Below are 19,919 nucleotides of genomic sequence, written 5' to 3'. Positions count from 1 at the left end.
GTACACTGAGATTTCTGGGATTCCTCAGCGCTGCGCGCTGCCCTGAATGTTGCAAGACATTCACCTCGGGTAGCGCGTATGTTGTGTGATCGCAGAACGGTTGATTCAGGCAGGGTCTACCTGTCGAGGTCAACCAAAGGGGCGTAGCTCAACTGGCAGAGCAGCGGTCTCCAAAACCGCAGGTTGCAGGTTCAAGTCCTGTCGCCCCTGCCCCCGGATGCCAGCGACTGAGAGGAACGACGTGAGCGAGGAGCGCGCCAAGCGCGACGCCGACACTTCGGATGCGGAGACTTCACCGTCTGCCGATTCGACCGGTGTCGACGACACTGCAGCTGACGCGACTACGCGTTCCGATCTTTCGTTGGACAAGGACGTTGCCGAAAAGGCTCCCTCCGCATCCAGTGGGGTTTCCAACAAGCCGACCGGCAAGCGCGCTGCACGCGGCGCCTCGGTCAGCGCGTCCACCGTGAAGACTCCGGCCCGGACGGCATCCCGGACATCTTCGGCCAAGCCGACTGCAACGAACCCCGGCAAGAAGCCCAAGGCGAAGAAGGACAACATCTTCAAGCGCCTGCGCAAATTCTTCCGCGAGGTCATCGCAGAACTCCGTAAGGTCATCTGGCCGAACCGCAAGCAGATGATCACCTACACCAGCGTCGTGCTGACGTTCGTGGTCTTCATGGTCGCTTTCATCAGCGGCGTCGATATCGCTGTGATCAAGGGTGTCACCTGGCTGTTCGGCTGATCGCCGTAGCAGTCGGGCGTCTTTGCCTGCGAGCGCGACAAGACCCGACCCGGGTCCGAGTAACGAGAGGAAGCGAGTGCCCCAGTGAGCACCCCCGAGAACGACACGAATGAGGCTTTGGCCGAAGAGCGTGTTTCTGCCGAGGCGGCAGCCGAAGTAGACGTCGTGGTTGCCGAAGGCACCGATGCAGACGTTGCCGAAGGCACTGATGCAGACGCTGCAGCGACCGAGGACGTCATCTCCGACGATGCCGAGAACTCCGACGAGGCCGCTCCCGCCGCCGAGCTCGAGGTCGAGGATCCCGTTGCCGAACTCAAGGCTGCGCTGCGCCGCGCCCCGGGTGACTGGTACGTCATCCACTCGTACGCCGGTTACGAGAACAAGGTCAAGACCAACCTCGAGACTCGCGTTCAGAACCTCGATGTCGGCGACTACATCTTCCAGGTGGAAGTTCCCACCGAAGAGGTCACCGAGATCAAGAACGGCCAGCGCAAGCAGGTCAACCGCAAGGTTCTGCCCGGATACATCCTCGTTCGCATGGAGCTCAACGACGAGTCGTGGGGCGCCGTGCGCAACACGCCTGGTGTCACCGGTTTTGTCGGTGCCACGTCGCGTCCCTCGCCGCTGACCCTCAACGAGGTCGTCAAGTTCCTGCTCCCGCAGCAGGAGCAGAAGAAGCAGCAGGCTGCAGCGGCCGCCGTCGCAGCAGGCGAGGCACCGTCCGAGTCCTTCGGCAAGCCCCTCATCGAGGTCGACTTCGAGGTCGGCGAGTCGGTCACCGTCATGGACGGCCCGTTCGCAACCCTTCCGGCCAGCATCAGCGAGGTCAACGGCGAGCAGCAGAAGCTCAAGGTTCTCGTGTCGATCTTCGGTCGTGAAACCCCGGTTGAGCTCAACTTCAACCAGGTCGCGAAGATCTGACCACCCCAAAACTTGCAATTTGTTCGACGCAAGACACACACCCAAGCTAGAAACTAGGAACTAGAGATGCCCCCAAAGAAGAAGAAGCTCGCCGGGCTCATCAAGCTGCAGATCCAGGCAGGTCAGGCTAACCCTGCACCTCCCGTGGGTCCCGCGCTCGGTCAGCACGGCGTGAACATCATGGAGTTCTGCAAGGCCTACAACGCGGCGACTGAGTCCCAGCGCGGCAACGTTGTGCCGGTCGAGATCTCGGTCTACGAAGACCGGACCTTCGATTTCAAGCTGAAGACCCCTCCCGCCGCCAAGCTGCTCCTCAAGGCAGCCGGCGTCGCCAAGGGCTCCGGCGAACCGCACAAGACCAAGGTTGCCTCGGTGACCATGGATCAGGTGCGCGAAATCGCGAAGACCAAGGCTGAAGACCTCAATGCCAATGACATCGAGCAGGCCGCGAAGATCATCGCCGGCACCGCTCGTTCCATGGGCATCACGGTCCAGGGCTGATAGTCCGCTCCACAGCATTACGTGGGAGGGCCGGCCAGGCCCCGACCACAACTGAACCATTCACCACTGCACAGGTAATTCGCTGCAGTGACAAGTAAGGACAGAACAAATGGCAAAGCGCAGCAAGGCGTACCTCGCCGCCGCTGAGAAGATCGACGCAGACAAGCTCTACAGCCCGCTTCAGGCTGCAAAGCTCGCCAAGGAGACGTCGTCCACCAAGATGGATGCAACCGTTGAGGTTGCAGTTCGTCTGGGCGTCGACCCCCGTAAGGCTGACCAGATGGTCCGCGGAACGGTCAACCTGCCCCACGGCACCGGTAAGACCGCTCGCGTCATCGTGTTCGCTGTTGGCGAGAAGGCAGCAGAAGCCGAGGCTGCAGGCGCTGACGTAGTCGGTGCAGAAGACCTGATCGAGCGCATCCAGGGTGGATGGGTCGATTTCGACGCCGCAATCGCGACTCCTGATCAGATGGCCAAGGTCGGCCGCATCGCCCGTGTCCTCGGACCCCGTGGCCTGATGCCGAACCCGAAGACGGGCACCGTCACGGCGGATGTCACCAAGGCTGTCAACGACATCAAGGGCGGAAAGATCAACTTCCGCGTCGACAAGCAGGCCAACCTGCACTTCGTCATCGGCAAGGCATCGTTCGACGATGAGAAGCTGGTGGAGAACTACGGCGCAGCCCTGGACGAGATCCTGCGTGCGAAGCCCTCGTCGGCCAAGGGTCGCTACGTGAAGAAGATCACGGTCTCGACCACCACCGGTCCGGGCATCCCGGTGGATCCGAACCGTACTCGCAACCTCCTCGAGGATGCTGCAGACGCGTAAGCAGTCCGCATACGAACAAGAAGGCCGGCAGGGATCACTCCCTGCCGGCCTTCTTGTCGTTTCGGGAGAGGGTGATCCCTGCCGGTGGTATCGGTCCATCGGTGGTATCGATCTAACGGTGGCATCATCGGGGTATGCACGAAGCGTTCCAGTTCCTCGGAAACTTTTGGTGGCTGATCTTCGTTTTCGGCGGCACCATCGGTGGGGCGCTGAAAGGTGTCGCGGTTGCCAACGAAAGGCGGATCGAGCGCCGGCAAGAGCGCTTCCGGCTCAAGCAGGAGACCAAGGTCGCCATCGCGCAGGCCAACGCACAACATCACGCCGACGAAGAAACACAGCGCCGAGAGCTGGCCAAGGCAATCGAGCAGCACGATGCGGTCGACGCCCGATGGTTCTCGTACGAGCTCGATCCGGTCACACTGCTCGACACTCCGATGATGACGGACATGCGTGAGCCTTTGACGGCCGATTTTCATCGAGCCAAATATCGTGCCGATCTGCTTCGCCCAGGCAATCCGGAGACGATGATCGGCAACCAGCAGGCACAAACCGAGTACCGCGAGGCGGTGCACGCTTACTCGATCGCCTTCGAAATCGCGGAAGCTGAGGCGAAGCGCCGCCGACGGAGCGGATTCACCCTCGACGAACAAGAACGCCTGGTACGGGCGCAACGTCTGCTGCGACTGGCCATGGACGAGGGCGCGACGCCACAGGAACGTCAGAGTGCGTATCGGAAGGCCCACAAGGAACTCGATGGACTGCTGGTGTTGCCGGACCGAGCTCGGGCAGCAATCGAACACAAGATCGCCAGGGCTATCGGTGCTTGAAGAAACCGGGTGCGTGACGAACCCGATTTGGTTATGCAGCGAGCAGTCAGGTAGTCTTCGACGCGGAGTTCAGTGCTGGATATGAACTTCACCCCAAAATCATGTTCTACCCAAGACCGTTGGTGATTGCACTCAGTGATGGGTGTGGTTGAAAGTCCGGGAGTGCCCGGCGGCCCACGTAGGTGAACGAGGTAGGGGGATAGCTTGATGTAGTGGTTCTACAGTTTGCCTGGTTATGCACTGCCTCGCTTTGCATCGTTACGCTGATTCGTAAGCCTCTTCTTCATGTTTCCTCTGTACGCCCCGTGCGCTTGCGCCGGGGCGTTTTGCATGTCGCGGACTGTGTCTTCTCGGGTTCACCCCGATGAGGTGCAGCGGTTCCTGAGTGGGACAACGACTGTCACGAGAGGAGGCGAAGTATGGCAAAGCCTGAGAAGGTTTCCGCAGTTGCGGAAATCACCGAGCAGTTCAAGGGTTCGACCGCCGCTGTGGTTACGGAATACCGTGGCCTTTCGGTTGGCAACATCACGACACTGCGACGCGCTCTCGGAGAAGGTGCCACCTACTCCGTCGCCAAGAACACCCTGGTCAAGCGTGCCGCCGCAGAGGCTGGCATCGAGGGCCTTGATGACCTGTTCGTTGGTCCGACCGCCATTGCATTCATCAAGGGCGAACCGGTCGACGCTGCGAAGGCTCTGAAGAACTTCGCTAAGGACAACAAGGCGCTCATCATCAAGGGCGGCTACATGGACGGCGCTGCGCTGTCCGTGGAAGAGGTCAACAAGATCGCGGATCTCGAATCCCGCGAAATCCTGTTGGCAAAGCTTGCCGGCGCGATGAAGGGCAACTTGGCAAAGGCCGCAGGCCTGTTCAATGCTCCCGCTTCGCAGATGGCCCGTCTGGCCGCTGCCCTGCAGGAGAAGAAGGCTGCAGAAGGCGGAGCCGCAGAGGCCCCCGCAGAGGCTGCCATCGAGGCTCCGGCCGAGGCCGAAGCCGAAAGCTGATCCGCACCCGCGCATCACTGCTATAACCCCGCCCGGTCGCGGATCAGCGACATGGGACTTACAGGAAGGACCGCCACAATGGCGAAGCTCAGCACCGAAGAGTTGTTGGACCAGTTCAAGGAGCTCACCCTCCTCGAGCTCTCGGAGTTCGTTAAGGCATTCGAGGAGACCTTCGAGGTCACCGCTGCTGCTCCCGTCGCCGTCGCCGCTGCAGGCGCACCGGCTGCCGGCGCAGAAGCTGCTGAAGAGCAGGACGAGTTCGACGTCGTCCTCGAGTCGGCTGGCGACAAGAAGATCCAGGTCATCAAGGTCGTCCGTGAGGTCGTTTCCGGCCTCGGCCTGAAGGAAGCCAAGGATCTCGTCGAGAGCGCTCCGAAGGCCATCCTCGAGAAGGTTGCCAAGGACGCCGCAGAGGCTGCCAAGGAAAAGCTCGAAGCTGCCGGCGCAAAGATCGTCATCAAGTAAGACGGTTTTCCCGCTGCTCTTCGCGAGTAGTAACGAAGAGGGCCACTCCCCACGGGGAGTGGCCCTCTTTTTTTGAACTTTTTTCGCGGGTGATATGCCGGAATTCATGCAGGTGGGAGGGGTGTCCGAACTAGGCTGTGATCTGAATTATGCTTCTTCCCTACTCGTTAGTAGTATTCGCAGTCACGGGTACCACTCCCATGCGATAGAGTGACCCAACCCACACGGGTGCATGCATGCAACGGACGTCGCGGAGGTAATGGTGGGAGTCGAGGTAGCGGTACAAGGACTGACAAAGTCTTTCGGGTCGCAGAGGATTTGGCAGGACGTGTCGTTGACACTTCCCGCGGGTGAGGTCAGCGCACTGCTCGGGCCTTCGGGTACCGGTAAGTCGGTGTTCCTGAAGTCCCTGATCGGACTGCTCCGCCCTGAACAAGGCTCCATCGTCATCGACGGCACGGACATCCTGCAGTGCTCCTCCAAGGAGCTCTACGAGATCCGCAAGCTGTTCGGCGTTCTCTTCCAGGACGGCGCACTGTTCGGCTCGATGAACTTGTACGACAACATCGCCTTCCCGCTTCGTGAGCACACCAAGAAGTCGGAATCCGATATCCGCAAGATCGTGATGGAGAAGTTGGACCTCACGGGTCTGGTCGGCGCCGAGGACAAGCTTCCCGGTGAGATCTCCGGCGGTATGCGCAAGCGTGCCGGTCTGGCGCGTGCACTCGTTCTCGATCCCGAGATCATCCTCGTCGACGAGCCCGACTCCGGTCTGGATCCGGTGCGTACGACGTACATCAGCCAAACGCTGATCGACATCAACGCCCAGTCGGACGCGACGATTCTGATCGTCTCGCACAACATCAACCTCGCACGCACGGTGCCGGACAACATCGGCATGCTCTTCCGTCGTCAGTTGGTGATGTTCGGTCCTCGTGAGGTGCTGCTCACCTCGGACGAGCCCGTCGTCAAGCAGTTCCTCAACGGAACGATGATCGGTCCGATCGGTATGTCGGAGGAGAAGGACGAGGCTCAGATGGCGCACGAGCAGGCGCTCGTCGACGCCGGTCACCACGCCGGTGGTGTCGACGACGTCGAGGGCATCGTGCCGCAGATGAAGGCCACCCCCGGAAACCCGGAGCGTCAGGCTGTTCGTCGTCGCCAGGAGCGCGTCCGTCAGATCATGCACACCCTCCCAGCTAACGCACAGGCGGCGATTCAGGACAGCCTCGACGAGGTTGACGGAACTGGGCAGTACGATCCCCAGTACGCCGAAGCGAGCGGCTATCAGGGGGAGTGGAACGACAACTCGCAAGACACGCAGGTCATTCCTGCATACGAGGGCGATCCCTACGGAAACACGACACACGGGCAAGGGTAGGCATATCGGATGGGGGTTACCCGCAACTCGGTTCTGAGTCCGGTCAACGGAGCATTAACTCAGGCCGGAAACATCGTCGAACTGTTTGTCGACGTCGTCAGGAATACGTTCCGGCGTCCATTTCAGTTCCGTGAGTTCATCGAGCAGGCCTGGTTCATCGCCAGCGTGACAATTTTGCCGACGGCATTGGTAGCCATCCCTTTCGGCGCCGTCGTCTCACTGCAGACCGGTTCGCTGATCAAGCAGTTGGGTGCAGAATCGTTCACTGGCGCTGCCAGCGTCCTGGCGGTGATCCAGCAGGGTAGCCCCCTGGTGACAGCGTTGCTGGTCGCCGGTGCGGCCGGATCGGCCGTGACGGCCGATCTCGGTTCTCGAACCATCCGTGAAGAGATCGACGCGATGGAAGTCCTCGGAATCAATCCGATTCAGCGCCTGGTGGTTCCGCGTGTACTCGCGATGGTGCTGATCGCTGTTCTGCTCAACGGACTGGTGTCCGTCGTCGGTATCGCGGGTGGTTACTTCTTCAACGTGATCCTGCAGGGCGGTAACCCCGGTGCCTACATCTCGTCGTTCTCAGCTTTTGCGCAGCTACCGGACATTTGGAGCGGTGAGATCAAAGCCGCGGTGTTCGGTGTCATCGCTGGTGTGATCTCCGCGTACAAGGGACTCCACCCGTCCGGTGGCCCGAAGGGCGTCGGTGAGGCGGTGAACCAGGCCGTCGTCATCACGTTCCTGCTGTTGTTCTTCGCCAATCTGATTCTGACGATGGTGTACCTCCAGATCGTGCCGGCGAAGGGATCTTGACCTAAATGACCATCGCACGAGGCCGCGGCGATCAGTTCCTGCTGAAGAGTCGCAAAGTAGCCAGAATTCCAGTGAACGCGTTGGACCGCGCGGGCGAGCAGATGTCGTTCTACGCGCGCGCCATCGCGTGGACCCCTCGCACGCTGCATCGGTACCGGAAGGAGACGCTTCGACTACTCGCCGAAGTGACCTTCGGTAGCGGTGCGCTCGCGGTGATCGGCGGAACCATCGGCGTCATCGCGATGATGTCCGGATTCACGGGTGTCGTCGTCGGCCTCCAGGGCTTCGCCGCTCTGGAGCAGTTGGGTAGCTCGGTCCTGACCGGCTTCCTCTCCGCATACGTCAACACCCGTGAGATCGCTCCGATCGTTGCGGCTCTTGCGCTCTCGGCCACGGTGGGTTGTGGTTTCACCGCTCAACTCGGTGCCATGCGAATCTCCGAAGAGATCGACGCGCTCGAGGTCATGGCAGTTCCGTCGGTGCCGTTCCTGGTCACGACGCGCATGATCGCCGGCTTCGTCGCCGTCATCCCGCTGTACATCGTGGGTCTGCTTGCGGCGTACCTCGCCTCGAGAGTGATCAGCACGGTCTTCAACGGGCAGTCGACGGGTTCCTACGACCACTACTTCAACCTGTTCCTGCCACCGCAGGACGTGCTGTATTCGTTTGCGAAAGTCCTGGTATTCGCCTTCGTGCTGATCCTGATCCACTGCTACTACGGGTTCCATGCCTCAGGTGGTCCCGCAGGTGTCGGCGTGGCCGTCGGCCGCGCTGTTCGCGCCGCAATCGTGACGATCGCCGTTCTCGACTTCTTCCTCAGCCTCGCAATCTGGGGCACCACGACGACAGTGAGGGTGGCCGGATGATCGAGGCTCCGTCAGTCCTGCGCCGCCGTGTGCTCGGACTCGTGTTCTTCGTGGTGTTGGCATTGTTCCTGGCCTTCACCATCGGAACCTTCAACAAGACGTTCAAGGACGTCGTGAAGATCGACCTCGTGACCGACACAGTCGGAAATGCGTTGCCACCCAACGCGGACGTCAAGGTCCGTGGGCTGCTGGTCGGCGAGGTGCGATCCGCGTCGACGAAAGACGGCCAGGTCACCTCGGTCCTCGCGATCGAGCCGGACAAGGCTGATCTCATTCCGTCCAACGTCACGGCGCGTCTGCTCCCGAAGACGCTTTTCGGTGAGCGCTACGTCTCCCTGATCATTCCGGAGGGAACCACCGCGACCCCGATTTCCGCGGGAACGGTGATCCACCAGGACAAGAGCGGCAATGCTGTCGAGGTCGGCGACGTTCTGGACGGACTGCTCCCACTTCTGCAGGCGATTCCGCCGCAGGATCTGGCGAACACTCTCGGTTCTCTCGCGCAGGGTCTGACGGGACGCGGCGCCGAGCTCGGTCTGACGGTCGATCGTCTCGAGGAGATCTTCCGCGGCGTCAATACCGAACTGCCCGCGGTGCAAGAGGATCTGCGCAAGTTCGCGGACTTCTCCCAGACGTACTCGGACGCTGCGCCCGATCTGATCAACGCTCTCGACAATCTGCGGACCACGGGTAACACGGTGGTGCAGAAGCAGGACCAGTTGCGGACACTGCTGGCGTCGCTCACCGTGACATCGTCGGACACCGCAGCCTTCCTCGAAGCGAACTCGTCCTCGATCATCACGCTCGCTGCGGATTCGAAGGAAGCTCTCCAGCTTCTGGCCCAGTACTCTCCGACCTTCGGGTGCACGTTCAAGGGCTTCTCGGACACCGCTCCGGAAGCTGCCAAGATCCTGTCCACCGACGCGCCCAATCCTGGTGTGCGTGCGAGTATTCAGATCGTGAACCCCAAGGGTCGCTACCTGCCCAACCAGGACGAGCCACGGCTCGTCGACAACCGCGGCCCGGTTTGCTACGACAACGTCACCGAGCCCGGTCGTCCGTTCCCGCAGTACCCCGGCGGTTCGTACGGTGACGGTTCCTACCAGGTTCCTTCCCGCAATCCAGGTCCCGCCACCATGGAATTCCTGCCTGCACCTGAGGGCTCCGGACCTCAGTTGTTCTCGACCAACAACAGCGGTCCGGCTCAGCAGGCCGGCTACGCGGGCTCGAAACTCGAAGAGGATACGTTGAAGGTGATCTACGGACAGGCCAACGGTGTTGCGCCGGACGATGTTCCGGCGTGGACCACGATGGTCAGCGCTCCGGCATTCGCAGGTGCGGAGGTGAGCGTCCAATGAGAGGACTCGCAGCTCCGCTGACAAAGCTCATCATCTTCGTTGTGGTGACGGTCCTGGCGACAGGACTGCTGGCAGCCAGTATCGCCAACCTCGGCGGCGGTGGCGGCACCAAGTTCAACGCCGTCTTCTCCGACGTCACTTCGTTGAACGAGGGCGACGAGGTTCGCATTGCCGGTGTTCGTGTCGGCCAGGTCGAGAAGATTGCCATCGTCAACGACAACCAGGCCGAGGTCCAGTTCTCGGTATCCGACCGTGATTGGTTGCCGGCCAGTTCCATCGCCACCATCCGGTTCCGCAACCTGGTGGGGCAGCGGTACATCTCGCTCTCGCAGGGTGAAGGCAGCCAAGGCAAGAAGATCACCGGCGGCGATACCCTGCCGCTGTCTCAGACGCGCCCGGCAGTCAACCTCACGACACTCTTCAACGGCTTCAAGCCGCTGTTCACCACCCTGAGCGCGGACGACGTCAACAAGCTGTCGTACCAGATCATCCAGGTCTTCCAAGGCGAATCGGGCACCATCAGTGAGCTCGTGCGCAACACCGCGAGCCTGACCAACACCGTCGCGGACAAGGACGCGGTCATCGGCGCGGTGATCAAGAACCTCAACGACGTTCTCGACACCGTCAACGCGAACGACAAGAACCTCGATTCACTGATCGTCAACACCCAGCAACTCGTCACCGGGTTGGCCAACGAGCGTGGGGTGGTCGGTTCGGCCGTCACCTCACTCGCCGGCCTGACCGACGCGACGGCAGACCTGCTCGAGCCGACGCGGCCGTCGATTCAGGGCTCGATCACGGCACTCAACACGCTGGCGACCACACTCAATCGTCGGAGTGACGACGTCAACGCGGTGCTCGAGACCTTGCCGGTCAAGCTCGAGAAGCTCGCACGCGTAGCGAGCTACGGTTCCTGGTTCCAGTTCTATCTGTGCGGAATCGACATCGTTGCCGGTCCAGGACAGTCTGCCTCGCTGAATCTGCCCACCGGCCTGCCGACGGTCAATCAGCCGATTTACACCAACGCGGCCACGCGATGCACTCAAGACGGTATGAGGGAGTTGCAAGGTCGATGAGTAAACGTCGCAGTCCGGCAATGGCCGGAGCCATCGGTATCTTCGTGGTGCTGCTGGCCACTTTGTCCGCGTTCTTCCTCGATTCGCTTCCGTTCGTGGGAGCAGGCTCGTCCTACTCCGCCGAATTCTCCGAAGCCGCGGGTCTCAAGCCTGGTAACGAGGTTCGTATCGCCGGCGTGAAGGTCGGCAAGGTCACTTCCGTCGATCTCGACGGTGACCGTGTTCTCGTCGACTTCAAGGTCAGTGACGCGTGGGTGGGAGATCAAACCTCTGCGTCCATTCAGATCAAGACCATTCTGGGACAGAAGTACCTCGCCCTAGATCCGCGCGGAACCGACAACCTCGATCCCAAGGATCGGATTCCGCTCGAGCGCACCACCTCTCCGTACGACGTCGTTCAGGCCTTCTCGGCCGCGGCGGACACCGTCGGCGACATCGACACCGACCAGTTGGCGAAGAGCATGGAGACGTTGTCCCAGGCATTCTCCGAGACACCTGGCGATGTCCGCGCTTCGCTCGACGGCGTCAGTCGGCTGTCGCAGACGATCGCGAGCCGCGATCAGGACTTGCAGAAGCTCTTCGCCGCCACCGGGAAGACGTCGCAGATTCTTGCTGACCGCAACAAGGAATTCACCCAGCTGATCCGAGACGGTGGACTACTGGTGCAGGAGCTCAACAATCGCCAGCAAGCGATTTCGCAGCTGCTCACCGGAACCCAGCGCGTCTCTCAGCAGCTCACCGGTCTCGTTCGTGACAACGAGGCGGCAATCGGGCCGGCGCTGACGCAGCTCAACGGCGTCATCGACATCCTGAAGGCAAACAACGAGAACCTGGACAAGGCACTGAAGCTCTACGAACCCTTCATTCGCTTGTATGCCAACGTGGTCGGCAACGGCCGTTGGTTCGACCAGGTCGTCGTGAACCTCCTTCCGCCGGGTCTGCCGGACATTCCGGGCTACCGTGACCCCGTTCGTACGTTGGGAGGCAACTGATGGCTGATACTGCCGAAGCCGGAAGCGGCTCCAAGAAGCGCTCGGTCGCGATCATCGCCGCTGTTCTGATCGGGTTACTCGTAATCGGTGGCGCGCTGTGGTGGGTGTTCACTCGCGCCGGTACCACCAAGATCACCGCCTACTTCGACAAGTCGGTGGGTATCTACGACGGTTCCGACGTTCGTGTTCTCGGTGTCAAGGTCGGCACCGTCGAATCCGTCGAACCCCAGGGAGATCAGGTCAAGGTCGAGCTGCGTGTCGATCGTGGGATCGACATTCCCGCGGGTGCCGGTGCCGCTCAGATCACGCCGTCGGTGGTTGCCGACCGCTACATCCAGCTGACACCGGTCTTCACCGGCGGCGACAAGATGGCCAGCGGTGCAGTAATTCCGATCGAGAAGACGGCGACGCCTGTCGAGGTCGACCAGTTGTACTCCAGCATCGACGAACTCGCGTCGGCTCTCGGTCCTGAAGGTGCCAACAAGAACGGAGCACTGTCCGATTTCGTCGAGACAGGTGCGGCCAACCTCGAGGGCAACGGTGAAGCGTTGGGAGACAGCATCACCAACCTCTCGGATGCCGCACGGACGCTCAACGATTCGCGTGACAACATCTCGCTCACCATCAAGAACCTGGATACTTTTGTGGGCGCTCTCGCGGCCAACGATCAGCAGGTGCGCCAGTTCAACACGCAGTTGTCGGACCTGACCGGATTCCTGGCAGGTGAGCGCGACGATCTCGGTGCCGCTCTGAACCAGCTCTCGATTGCGCTCGGCGACGTCGCGAAGTTCGTGGCCGACAACCGCGATCAACTGGTCCAGACAACCGAAGGTCTCGTCGAACCGACACAGACATTGGCGAACAACAAGGAAGCCCTGGCCAACACGCTCACCATGCTTCCGTTGGCGATCTCCAACCTGGTCAACTCGTACGACGCCGAATCAGGTGTGCTGGCTTCACGTCTGGCGTTCCCTGATCTTCAGAACCCGGCCGGAGTTCTCTGCAAGTTGATGGACCTCGGCAAACTGTTGCCCGGTGATCCGCGGTTCGAGGCGTTGGGACGGCAGATGCAACCGGCCATCGACCAGTGCGCAAACGTCGCAGCGATGACCGACGCAGCCAATCAGGCTGCAGGCCTGAACCTTCCCTTCGGCATCCTTGCCGGTTCCGAACGACAGATGCAGGTAGTTCCGGGCACTGTGCCCGGCGTCGTGTCACCGCGACTGACCAGTGGAAACGGGGAGGGCGAGTGAAGCGTTCGTTGATAGTCGGCGCCGGATTGTGCGCCGTCCTGATCTCGGCAACCGCCTGCTCGTCCGAGGGGATCTACGCTGTCCCGCTTCCCGGCGGTCCTGATGTGGGTTCCGATCCGATGCACTTGACCATTCAGTTCGACGACGTGCTCGACTTGGTTCCGCAGTCCGCTGTGAAGGTCGACGGCGTTCCCGTCGGTCGAGTCGACGACGTGTCGGTCGGACCGGACGGATGGACCGCGGACGTCGGAATCATCCTCGACTCGTCGGTTGATCTGCCCGCCAACGCAATTGCCGCGGTCGAGCAGACCAACCTGCTCGGCGAGAAGTTCATCCAGCTGTCGGCCCCGCCGTCCGGACCGGACTCTGCGAAGCTGGCCGACGGTGACCTCATTCCGCTGGATCGCACTCGCCACGCCACGGAGATCGAGCAGGTTCTCGGCGCATTGTCGCTGCTGCTCAACGGCGGCGGTGTGGGCCAGTTGCAGCCCATCGTCGAAGAACTCGGTGCCGCGTTCGACGGTCGCGAAGGCAAGACGAGAAGTCTTCTGGAGCAGGCGAACACACTCATCGGTGGACTCAACGAGCAGCGTGACGACATCACACGCGCCCTCGACGGCCTGGATGTGCTCTCGACTCGCGTCAACGATCAGAACGAGAAGATCGGGAAGATTCTCGAGGAACTCCCCGTTGCGACACAGGTTCTCAACGAGCAGCGTCCGCAGCTGACGCAGATGCTCGCTCAGGTGGATCGACTCGGAACAGTGGGAACCGACGTCCTCACACAGTCCAAGGACGATCTGATCGCTGATCTTCAGGCTCTGCGTCCGACGCTGCAGGCGCTCGCAGACTCCGGTGACGACTTCGTGGGGGCACTTCCGTTCCTTCCGACGTTCCCGTTCCCGGACGGTGTCGAGAAGATTGCACAGGGTGGTTCCGTCAACCTCTTCCTGAGTGTCGACCTGCAGATCGGCAATACACTCTCGGGTCTCGGTGTCGGGCAGGGAGAACCGGAATACCGCCAGCCCAAGTTCGGCAATCCCAAGCCGGTGGTCGACCCCTCCAACCCGTACTACAACGGCAACGGGCCGCGACCGGGGTGGCCGACAGTGTCACTGCTGCCGATCGCTCCGATCCTGCCGCAGGTTCCCGTTGTCGCCGGCCTTCCCGCCACAACAGCGGGTGACCCGGCAACGCCGGCGCCCGCGGCGAACCCACTCAACCCCATCCAGGGAATGCTGGAACAGTTCGGAATCGGCGGTGATGGACAGTGAGATCAGCTCTGGTCAGATGGCAGCTCGTCGGCTTTGTCGTGGTTGCGCTCCTGGGTCTCATCTACGTCGGCGCCAAGTACGTGCGCCTGGACAACCTCATGGGGTTCGGTCAGTACACGGTCAAGACCGAATTGGCCACGTCCGGTGGAATTTTCACCAACGCCGAGGTGACGTATCGCGGCGTGCCGGTCGGGCGAGTGGGCGACATGTCGTTGACCGAGGACGGAATTCAGGTCGACCTGAAGATCGACAACAGTGCTCCGGAGATTCCCGCGTCGGCCCGTGCCGTCGTGGCCAACCGCTCCGCCATCGGTGAGCAGTACGTCGACCTTCAGCCCGATACCGACCAGGGACCGTTTCTCGAGGACGGCTCGGTGATCGCGGTGGGGGACACCACAACTCCGATCCCGATCGAGGATGTGCTGACCAGTGCCAACGGCTTGGTCAAGTCCGTGCCCGTCGACGCGCTCCACACCGTCGCCGTCGAACTCGGTGCAGCGTTCAACGGCAAGGGCGAGGACATTCAGGTCCTGGCCGATTCGCTGTCCGGCCTCTCGCAGTCCGGGCTCGACACTCTGCCTCAGACGCTCGCGCTGATTCGGAACAGTGAGACGGTATTGACGACGCAGTCGGATCAGTCCTCCGCGATCAAGCAGTTCAGTACCGATCTCGATGCTGTCACGGCGCAGTTGCGGACCAGTGATCCGGACATCCGTCGCTTGATCGACAACGGCATCCCGGCCAGCGATCAGATCGGTGCTCTCATCAACGAGGCGGGCCCGAGCCTGACGACTGACCTGACCAATCTTGCCGCGACCACCAAGACGCTTGCGCCGCGAACGATCGCGCTGCAGCCGTTCCTGATCTTCCTTCCCGGTCTGGCCGCTGCCGCACCGACGGTTGCTCCCGGCGACGGAACGGTCCATCAGGGCTTGGTGCTGGAGACCAACAATCCGCTCTCGTGCACGGTGGGTTACGAAGGCACCATGGCGATCCTGGACGAGATGAAGCGTCAGAATCCCAATTTCGACGACACCCAGCAGGACTTCCCGCTCAACACCGCCGCGTCGTGTGAGACGCCGCTGGGCAGCGAGACGGGCGTCCGCAGTGCCAACCGCGTGGTGTACGCCGATCCCGACACGATCCAGCCTTGGGACTTCAAGCCGAAGGTCGATCCGGACAAGTTGAACCTCAACCCGATCGCGACGCAGTTGGCGCCGTTGCTCGGAGTGACACCGAAGTAGACCGATCCGAATGTGGTCGAGTTTGTGCAGTTCAGGCTACTGAGTTGTGGCAGTTGACGATTCGCGGCCAGAGGCTGGGCAAAACAGGTAAGTAGGGTAGTGAGTGTGATTCAGAGAAACAGTTCCCCGCAGTCCGGCGGGCCCGAGCAAGTGGAATCGGGAGCGCCGACAACCGGTAGACCGAAGGGGCTGACAGCGTCTCTGATTGCGCTCGGTGTCTTGCTTCTGGCGGCCGTGGTTGCGCTCGGTGTGTTCGGCGTCCCGTACGTTCGGGCGCTCACCACCGACCGCACCACCGCCGAGATGCGTGACGACGCGCTTATCGGTGCGCAGCAAGTCGCGATCAACCTCAACAACGCGGATTCGGCCAATCTCGACCAGTCGATCGAGAACATGCGTTCTTCGGTGACCGGTGACGAGATGACGACGTATCTGCAGACCGTTCAGGATTCCATCACAGACGAGTTGCGTAACTCGGGCTCGAAGGCTGACACCGAAGTCGTTCAGTCCGCGCTGACCGAGCTCAATACCGATGACCGAACCGCCACGGCACTGGTCGTCGTTCGAGTCACCACGACCCAGGGCAACCAGTTCGTCAAGAATCAGCTCGGCATGCGGCTGGGCATGGTCGAGGTCGACGGGGTCTGGAAGGCTCAGTCGGCTGATCCGATCGGCTCTCGGCTCGATCTCGGCTCCGGCACCCTGCCGGCCACCGACGGCTCCACGCCTGCTCCTGACGCAACGCCCGCACCCGGTTCGGGGACCGAGGCACCTGCCTCCGGTGCTCCCGCACCGACAACCGAGGGTGGTGATTCCGGTGGCCAGTAGTTCGTCGAACCTGCACACCGACATCCCTCGAAGGAGAAGCGCGTAATGCCACCCAAACGTCGTACCGGCGGACCGTCCTCCCCGCAGAACCGTCGGCCGAAGATCGCCGGAAGCGCTCGCTCGCTCAACGTCCCCGCGGGGACGTCCGATTCGGATCCGGTCGAGCCCACGATCGAACAGCCGGAAGAGGAAACACAGGAGGCTGTGAAGCCGGAGGTTGCGAAGCCGGAGGTTGCGAAGCCGACGCTCACGAAGGCAGAGTCCGGAGACATCGAGCCGCCGAAGACGGAAACCGACGCTCCGGAATCCACACCGGGCCCCGATCTGACCAAACCGGCGAAAACCGTCGCAGACGAGCCCAAGGCCCCTGCTACCCCGGAGACGGGCGCGGGGGAGTCGGCGACAACACCTACACAATCCAAGGCCGGTTGGCGCCTGGTCGCGATCCTGGGGGCCGCAGCGGTCATCGTCGCGATCCTCGCCGGCATCGCCTTCTTCAAAGTCGGCGCGAAGACGGACGACATCGCCTGGGTGGACGAAGGCGCCACGGCTGAAGTTCTTCGTGTGACGCCGTCGGCGTTGGCTGCAGTCTTCACGTTTTCTCCCGACACCTTCGACGCCGATTTCGACAAGGGTGTCCAGGGCCTGAACCAGTCGATGCGCGATCAGCTGACGCAGTACAAGGACACGCAGAAGGCCGGCGTCGAACAAACCCAGACGGCAACGACCGCTGATGTCCCGCTGATCGGGATCACACGGCTCGAGAAGGACCGGGCGCAGTTGCTCGCCCAACTGAACGTCAGCTCGACGCAGAACGGCGTGGCGGCAGACTCTCGCTCCGGAATGGTCATCGTGAGTCTGGAGAAGCAGGACGGAAACTGGCTGATCTCGGAGATTCGCGACCAGTAGCTCGGAGATTCGCGACCAGTAGCACCTGCGCACCAGCGCGAAGATCTGGATCGACGCACGATGTCGGTCCAGATTTTTCGTATGTGACGCCGTTGCTGGCTACACTCCCGGTGGCAGTGTTCGAATGCGCGTCACGAATGTTCGAATGCTGCGACACGCGCTCTCGCCCTTGACGGAGCGGTCCGCAAGGTCCACTCTGATCGGTGAACATGCACGGACGAGTGATCGGCAGTCTCACGTCAGTATCTGAATTCGACCCTCAGTTACACCCGACTCGACATTTCCAGAGTAAGGGTGTACTTTTGGACGTTGCGCTGGCTGCCTCCTGTCCACCCCTCGTCTCAACCGCTGCGAAGTCAAGTACTTCTTGCTTTCTGCGACGGGTTTCGTTCGGGTTGTAACCAGCGAAATTCGAAGCAGATACAGCGGCGGTCGCAACAGCACGGAGCGGCCCGCGTGAGGTGCTGGAAGGACGCATCTTGGCAGTCTCTAGCCAGACCAAGGCAGTTTCCGGAATCCCCGGAGCCCCGAAGAGGGTTTCGTTCGCGAAAGTTCGCGAACCCCTCGAAGTTCCCGGGCTTCTTGACGTACAGACAGATTCGTTCGAGTGGCTGATCGGCGCGCAGAGTTGGCGTGAACGAGCAGCGGCACTCGGCGACAATGCAGTGTCCGGTGGTCTCGAGGACATCCTCGCGGAGCTTTCTCCGATCGAGGATTTCAACGGCACTATGTCGCTGTCCTTCTCCGACCCTCGATTCGACGAGGTCAAGGCCTCGACGGACGAGTGCAAAGACAAGGACATGACCTACGCGGCGCCGTTGTTCGTCACCGCGGAGTTCATCAACAACAACACTGGTGAGATCAAGAGCCAGACGGTCTTCATGGGAGATTTCCCGATGATGACCGACAAGGGCACCTTCATCATCAACGGCACCGAGCGTGTGGTCGTCTCGCAGCTCGTGCGTTCCCCCGGTGTGTACTTCGACATGAGCGTCGACAAGAGCACCGAGAAGGATCTGCACAGCGTCAAGGTGATCCCGGGTCGCGGCGCATGGCTCGAGTTCGACGTCGACAAGCGCGACACCGTTGGTGTCCGTATCGACCGCAAGCGTCGTCAGCCTGTCACCGTCCTGCTCAAGGCACTCGGCTGGACCACCGAGCAGATCACGGAGCGCTTCGGCTTCTCCGAGATCCTCATGGCCACGCTGGAGAAGGACAACACCGCCGGCACCGATGAGGCGTTGCTCGACATCTACCGCAAGCTGCGTCCGGGCGAGCCCCCCACCAAGGAGAGCGCGCAGACCCTGCTGGAGAACCTGTTCTTCAAGGACAAGCGCTACGACCTCGCTCGCGTGGGTCGTTACAAGATCAACAAGAAGCTCGGCCTGAACGCGGGTCAGCCGATCGTTGCATCCACGCTCACCGAAGAAGACATCGTCGCCACCGTCGAGTACCTCGTGCGTCTGCACGCAGGTGACACCTCGATGACGGCTCCGGGCGGCGTCGAGGTTCCCGTCGAGGTCGACGACATCGACCACTTCGGCAACCGTCGTCTGCGTACCGTCGGCGAGCTCATCCAGAACCAGATCCGCGTGGGCCTGTCCCGCATGGAGCGTGTGGTTCGTGAGCGCATGACCACACAGGACGTCGAGGCAATCACGCCTCAGACGCTGATCAACATCCGTCCCGTCGTCGCTGCGATCAGGGAGTTCTTCGGAACCTCCCAGCTGTCGCAGTTCATGGACCAGAACAACCCGCTGTCGGGGCTGACGCACAAGCGTCGTCTGTCCGCCCTCGGCCCGGGTGGTCTGTCCCGTGAGCGCGCCGGCCTCGAGGTACGCGACGTTCACCCGTCGCACTACGGCCGCATGTGCCCGATCGAGACCCCGGAAGGCCCGAACATCGGCCTGATCGGTTCGCTGTCGGTCTACGCCCGCGTCAACCCGTTCGGTTTCATCGAGACCCCGTACCGTCGCGTCGTCGACGGACAGGTGACCGACGAGGTCGACTACCTGACCGCTGACGAAGAAGACCGCCACGTGGTCGCGCAGGCCAACTCGGCCATCGACCGCGAGGGTCGCTTCACCGACTCGAAGATTCTCGTCCGCCGTAAGGGTGGCGAGGTCGAGTTCGTCGCGTCCTCGGATATCGACTACATGGACGTTTCGCCGCGTCAGATGGTGTCCGTCGCAACCGCGATGATTCCGTTCCTCGAGCACGACGATGCAAACCGTGCCCTGATGGGCGCGAACATGCAGCGTCAGGCTGTCCCGCTGGTTCGCAGCGAGGCACCTCTCGTTGGTACCGGCATGGAGCTGCGTGCAGCTGTGGATGCCGGCGACGTCATCATCACCGAGAAGACCGGTGTCGTGGAGGAGATCTCCGCGGACTACGTCACGGTGATGGCTGACGACGGAAGCCGCAAGACGTACCGGATGCGCAAGTTCGCGCGTTCCAACCAGGGCACGTGCGCCAACCAGCGTCCGATCGTGGACGAGGGACAGCGTGTCGAGGCCGGCCAGGTTCTGGCCGACGGCCCTTGCACCGAGAACGGTGAGATGGCGCTGGGCAAGAACTTGCTCGTCGCGATCATGCCGTGGGAAGGCCACAACTACGAGGACGCGATCATTCTGTCGCAGCGT

19 protein-coding genes and 1 tRNA gene are annotated in these 19,919 nt (G+C 61.7%); all 20 read left to right on the top strand.

Annotated elements, in window-relative coordinates:
* The first annotated feature begins 137 nt into the window (after positions 1-137).
* Positions 138-210: transfer RNA gene (locus ATN37_RS30725), tRNA-Trp, on the top strand.
* 31 nt (positions 211-241) lie between these two features.
* The gene (secE, locus tag ATN37_RS30720; protein ID WP_054781361.1) at positions 242-745 is read left to right on the top strand and encodes a preprotein translocase subunit SecE; all 504 of its coding nucleotides are present in this window, start codon (positions 242-244) and stop codon (positions 743-745) included.
* Positions 746-829: 84 nt separating this feature from the next.
* The gene (gene nusG / locus ATN37_RS30715) at positions 830-1,666 is read left to right on the top strand and encodes a transcription termination/antitermination protein NusG (RefSeq protein ID WP_003942049.1); all 837 of its coding nucleotides are present in this window, start codon (positions 830-832) and stop codon (positions 1,664-1,666) included.
* A gap of 66 nt (positions 1,667-1,732) precedes the next feature.
* A complete protein-coding gene (gene rplK / locus ATN37_RS30710; RefSeq protein WP_003941896.1) occupies positions 1,733-2,167 on the top strand; it encodes a 50S ribosomal protein L11 in 435 nt (144 codons plus the stop codon).
* Between the two features lie 109 nt (positions 2,168-2,276).
* Positions 2,277-2,996 carry a 50S ribosomal protein L1 gene (rplA, locus tag ATN37_RS30705; protein ID WP_003941982.1) on the top strand — a complete coding sequence of 240 codons (720 nt, stop codon included), beginning with the start codon at positions 2,277-2,279 and terminating at the stop codon, positions 2,994-2,996.
* Positions 2,997-3,130: 134 nt separating this feature from the next.
* Positions 3,131-3,823 (top strand): hypothetical protein, encoded by a 693-nt coding sequence (locus tag ATN37_RS30700; protein WP_165639676.1) that lies wholly within the window; start codon positions 3,131-3,133, stop codon positions 3,821-3,823.
* 419 nt (positions 3,824-4,242) lie between these two features.
* Positions 4,243-4,827: a 50S ribosomal protein L10 gene (gene rplJ, locus ATN37_RS30695; protein WP_165639675.1), complete on the top strand. Its 585-nt coding sequence runs from the start codon at positions 4,243-4,245 to the stop codon at positions 4,825-4,827.
* A 78-nt stretch (positions 4,828-4,905) separates the two neighbouring features.
* Positions 4,906-5,292, top strand: coding sequence for a 50S ribosomal protein L7/L12 (rplL, locus tag ATN37_RS30690; protein ID WP_003941857.1), 387 nt, complete (start codon positions 4,906-4,908; stop codon positions 5,290-5,292).
* 259 nt (positions 5,293-5,551) lie between these two features.
* Complete coding sequence (locus ATN37_RS30685; RefSeq protein WP_007728450.1) at positions 5,552-6,673, top strand: ABC transporter ATP-binding protein; 1,122 nt, start codon at positions 5,552-5,554, stop codon at positions 6,671-6,673.
* 9 nt (positions 6,674-6,682) lie between these two features.
* Positions 6,683-7,477 carry an ABC transporter permease gene (locus ATN37_RS30680; RefSeq protein ID WP_003942038.1) on the top strand — a complete coding sequence of 265 codons (795 nt, stop codon included), beginning with the start codon at positions 6,683-6,685 and terminating at the stop codon, positions 7,475-7,477.
* 5 nt (positions 7,478-7,482) lie between these two features.
* Positions 7,483-8,343 (top strand): ABC transporter permease, encoded by an 861-nt coding sequence (locus tag ATN37_RS30675; protein WP_003941894.1) that lies wholly within the window; start codon positions 7,483-7,485, stop codon positions 8,341-8,343.
* The gene (locus ATN37_RS30670) at positions 8,340-9,701 is read left to right on the top strand and encodes an MCE family protein (RefSeq protein ID WP_003942007.1); all 1,362 of its coding nucleotides are present in this window, start codon (positions 8,340-8,342) and stop codon (positions 9,699-9,701) included. The genes ATN37_RS30675 and ATN37_RS30670 overlap by 4 nt, the downstream gene beginning before the upstream one ends.
* Positions 9,698-10,777, top strand: a complete 1,080-nt coding sequence (locus ATN37_RS30665; protein WP_003941932.1) for an MCE family protein — start codon at positions 9,698-9,700, stop codon at positions 10,775-10,777. Before ATN37_RS30670 ends, ATN37_RS30665 begins: the two co-directional genes overlap by 4 nt.
* On the top strand, positions 10,774-11,769 hold the full coding sequence (locus ATN37_RS30660) for an MCE family protein (RefSeq protein ID WP_003942053.1): 996 nt from the start codon (positions 10,774-10,776) through the stop codon (positions 11,767-11,769). Before ATN37_RS30665 ends, ATN37_RS30660 begins: the two co-directional genes overlap by 4 nt.
* Complete coding sequence (locus ATN37_RS30655; RefSeq protein WP_218696053.1) at positions 11,769-13,022, top strand: MCE family protein; 1,254 nt, start codon at positions 11,769-11,771, stop codon at positions 13,020-13,022. The genes ATN37_RS30660 and ATN37_RS30655 overlap by 1 nt, the downstream gene beginning before the upstream one ends.
* Entirely contained in the window at positions 13,019-14,296 is a 1,278-nt protein-coding gene (locus ATN37_RS30650; RefSeq protein WP_003941859.1) for an MCE family protein, read from the top strand. Before ATN37_RS30655 ends, ATN37_RS30650 begins: the two co-directional genes overlap by 4 nt.
* Positions 14,293-15,540 carry an MCE family protein gene (locus ATN37_RS30645; RefSeq protein WP_003942085.1) on the top strand — a complete coding sequence of 416 codons (1,248 nt, stop codon included), beginning with the start codon at positions 14,293-14,295 and terminating at the stop codon, positions 15,538-15,540. Before ATN37_RS30650 ends, ATN37_RS30645 begins: the two co-directional genes overlap by 4 nt.
* Before the next feature lie 99 nt (positions 15,541-15,639).
* Entirely contained in the window at positions 15,640-16,368 is a 729-nt protein-coding gene (locus ATN37_RS30640; protein WP_218696052.1) for a hypothetical protein, read from the top strand.
* Positions 16,369-16,413: 45 nt separating this feature from the next.
* Positions 16,414-17,277: a hypothetical protein gene (locus ATN37_RS30635; protein WP_007728432.1), complete on the top strand. Its 864-nt coding sequence runs from the start codon at positions 16,414-16,416 to the stop codon at positions 17,275-17,277.
* Positions 17,278-17,738: 461 nt separating this feature from the next.
* On the top strand, positions 17,739-19,919 hold a 2,181-nt coding region (locus ATN37_RS32855; RefSeq protein WP_308125243.1), incomplete at its 3' end, for a DNA-directed RNA polymerase subunit beta.

The sequence above is a fragment of the Rhodococcus sp. MH15 genome (genome assembly GCF_019266045.1).
In the GTDB taxonomy this organism is placed as follows: domain Bacteria; phylum Actinomycetota; class Actinomycetes; order Mycobacteriales; family Mycobacteriaceae; genus Rhodococcus_F; species Rhodococcus_F qingshengii.
This window is presented reverse-complemented; position numbering and strand designations above follow the sequence as displayed.